This window comes from Flavobacterium sp., assembly GCF_003525665.1.
GTDB lineage: Bacteria > Bacteroidota > Bacteroidia > Flavobacteriales > Flavobacteriaceae > Flavobacterium.
On sequence record NZ_DQDX01000195.1, the window covers coordinates 7166 to 10931 of the forward strand.

At 29.8% G+C, this 3766-nt stretch carries 3 protein-coding genes; all 3 read left to right on the top strand.

Annotated features, from left to right (window positions below):
- Positions 1 to 150 precede the first annotated feature (150 nt).
- The gene (locus tag DIU01_RS13830) at positions 151 to 1407 is read left to right on the top strand and encodes an oligosaccharide flippase family protein (RefSeq protein WP_290835422.1); all 1257 of its coding nucleotides are present in this window, start codon (positions 151 to 153) and stop codon (positions 1405 to 1407) included.
- Positions 1408 to 1418: 11 nt separating this feature from the next.
- A complete protein-coding gene (locus DIU01_RS13835) occupies positions 1419 to 2588 on the top strand; it encodes a glycosyltransferase (RefSeq protein WP_290835424.1) in 1170 nt (389 codons plus the stop codon).
- 11 nt (positions 2589 to 2599) lie between these two features.
- Positions 2600 to 3766 (top strand): response regulator (locus DIU01_RS13840; protein WP_290835426.1); only part of this gene is annotated, 1167 nt, incomplete at its 3' end.

Below are 3766 nucleotides of genomic sequence, written 5' to 3' on the forward strand. Positions count from 1 at the left end.
TTTTTTTTTAAAAAAAATGTTTTTTTTAAACTTATTTTCTTTGGATAGGATTGTATTTTTTTTCTATATTTGAAACATAACCCCTAAAATGTCAATTGAATCATGATTACTTAAGATAAGTTGTATATAAAATAAACTTTAAGCTAAATAATGAACTTAAAAGAAACCTACAAAAAAATTGGTCCAGAACAGTTTTTTATGATTACCATTCTGTTTGTAAATGCAGGTAATTATTTGTACAACTTGTTATTGGGAAGGATTCTTGGTCCAGCACAATTTGCAGATGCTGCAATACTGATAACTTTACTTCTTGTTTTATCTTTTGTAGGAATGACTTTTCAAGTAGTTACGGCAAAATATGCAGTATTATTTGAAGGCGGAATTCTAAATCAGTTTTTAAAATTTATATTTAAAAATGCACTCGCATTTGGGCTGTTGTTTGGGTTTTTAGTAGTTATTTTCAACCAACAATTGCAACAAATTTTCCATACAAAAACGGCATCAATGTTTGTTATTTTTGGTCTAGGATTACCACTGTATTTTGTAATGAGCATCAATCGTGGATTATATCAAGGTAAAAATAATTTAAAAGATTTATCCAAAACGTATTATTTTGAGATGCTTTGCAGATTGATTCTAACAATTGCAATTATTTTACTTTTTCCATCAATTCAATCATCATTAGTAATTGCTTTTGGCATATTGATATCTTTTATTTTTGGATTAATTCCTTTTCAAAAGTCAATTCTTAATAAAGACAATGTCCATAAAAATGAGCAACTAGATACAAAACCAATCATCACCTTTTTTGCATTAACAGCCTTTTACGAACTCACACAAATCATTATAAACAATAGTGATATTTTACTTGTAAAACATTATTTCGATAACGAACAAGCGGGTTTATATGCATCATTAGCACTTATTGGTAGAGTGGTTTATTTTGTAGCTTGGATGTTTGTAATGTTGCTTTTACCTAAAGTGATTCAATTAAAAAAAGACGGCGCCGATACTTTGCCAATACTTCTAAAATATGTTTTTTATATAGTTTTATTATCAACAGTAATTGTATTGGGTGCTTTTTTGTTTCCAGAATTAGTGGTAAAAATTATGTTTGGCGAAAAATATTTACCCATCGCATTTTTACTGTGGAAATATGCTTTGGCAACTTCAATTTTTGCTGTAGCAAACATCTTTGCTTACTATTTTTTATCTATCAATAAATATGTTCCAGTAATAATATCGGCTATTTTAGGTTTAGCTCAAATAATATTGATAGTATTATTTCATAAATCGTTAGAGCAAGTTGTAGTTATGCAAATTATAGCAATGATTGTATTGTTAGCATTCCAATTGAGTTATTTCTTAATAAACAGAAACATAAAAGTCAAAAGTATCCCCAATTAACCTATAAAACAATGAAAGTAGCAGTCGTAACAGCATTTCCGCCTAGTAAAGTAACACTAAATGAATACGGTTATCATTTGGTAAAAAACTTTGTACAGAATGATGAAGTTTCTGAATTAATATTGATGTCAGATAAAACTAATGAACCCAAACAATTAGATTTTGATCAAAAAGAAAAAATCAAGGTCAAAGAGTGTTGGGAATTTAATAGTTATACCACCTTTTTCTCTATAATTAAAGCTGCCAGACAAGAAAAACCAGATGTAATTTTATTCAATTTGCAATTTGTGAAATTTGGAGACAAGAAAATTCCTTCTGCATTGGGTTTATTATTGCCAATGTTTTTAAGACTATTCGGATTTAAAACAGTTGTTTTATTGCACAACATTTTAGAGCAAGTAGATTTAGAAAAAGCAGGTTTTACAGAAAGTAAAATTATGCAAGCTATTTATAATTTTATAGGTACAAACATTACAAGATGCCTTTTGAAAGCGAATAAAGTAGCCGTAACAATTCATAAATATGTCGATATTTTAAATGCAAAATATAAAACAAAAAATGTAATTTTAATTCCACATGGAACTTTTGAAACCGTAAAAGAACCCAATTTTGAACTTAAATCTGGACCAAAACAAATAATGGCATTTGGAAAATTTGGCACCTATAAAAAAGTCGAAATTCTAATTGAAGCCATAGAAATTGTTAGAAAAACCAATTCAGATGAGTTGGAAGTTGTAATTGCAGGAACCGACAGTCCAAATACACCAGGTTATTTAGATGGAGTTCAAAAAAAATACAAAGATGTAAAAGGAATTGTATTCACCGGATATGTTGAAGAAAACGACGTAGAAAGAATTTTTACCGACAGTACAATTGTTGTTTTTCCCTATACATCAACCACAGGAAGTTCTGGCGTTTTGCACCAAGCAGGAAGTTATGGAAAAGCAGTTATCATGCCCGATTTAGGCGACTTGGCTTTATTAGTAAAAGATGAAGGTTACAAAGGAGAATTTTTCAATCCCGAAAGTGCGCAATCATTAGCAACCGCAATCGATAAAATATTATCAAATGATGCGTATCGCAAAGAAATTGCCAAAGCCAATTTTGAGGCAGCAAGTGCTCTTTCGATGGACAAGATAATTACAATGTACATGAACTGTTTCAAATCTATTAAAAAATAAAAACTACAACTATGAAAATATTAATAATTGATGATCAACAATTGGTGTTGTTGTCTTTAGAAAAAGCATTGACCGATTTAGGATATGAAGTAATTAGTGCTGATAATGTTATTGATGCAATAAATAAATACGATAGTGCTCAACCAAATCTAGTTATAGTTGATATAAACATGGAAGCAGCAGACAATTCAAGTGCTGAATTTTCTTCTGGACTTGAAGTTGTAAAACATATTAAACAAGTAAGAAAAGATAAAACTCCAGTTATGGTGTTGTCTGGAAATACAGACGAAGAAATTATTATTAAAGGTTTTGATCTTGGGATCGATGACTACATGAAAAAACCTCTAAGCTTAAGTGAAATTGGAGCAAGAGTAAGACGCTTGATTGGATTAACTACTGAAAATGTAAGCACCGAAAACAAAGATGTTGACGGTAAAAAACGCTTTATTCAAAATAAAATTATCGGAGTTGTAATTCCTTGTTATAATGAGGAAAAAAGACTTTTAAGTGATGAATTTAGAGATTTTGTTCATAAAAATTTAGGATATCATTTGTGCTTTGTAAACGACGGTAGTAAAGATAAAACACTCGAAGTATTACAAGATTTAGTCAAAGGAAAAGAAGATTATATTAGTGTATACGATTGTGAAAAAAATGGCGGAAAAGCCGAAGCTGTAAGGTTAGGAATGTTGCATCTTGCCAAACAAAGTCAGTTTGATTATATAGGATTTTTAGATGCCGATTTATCAACAGATTTTGCGGATTTTAATGATTTAGCCGAAACAATATCTAATTCTAAATACAAAATGGTCTTTGGTTCAAGAATTACAAGAATGGGAGCTGATATTGAAAAAGAATCTGCCAGAGCCATAATCAGTAAAACCATCAATTTTATTATCCGAAAAACACTTGGAATGGAAATAAAAGATACGCAATGTGGTGCCAAAATAATGACTAAAGATGTAATTGAAAATACGTTTAAAGAAAAATTTATTACAAAATGGTTGTTTGATGTGGAGATTTTTATGCGAATGAAAAAAGTTTATGGAGCTAAAGAAACTAAAGATTTAATTTTAGAACAGCCTTTAAAAAGATGGATTCACGCCGATGGTTCTAAACTCTCAATGAAAGATTCCATCAAAATTGTTGGGCAACTTGGGCACTGTCTCTTATACACA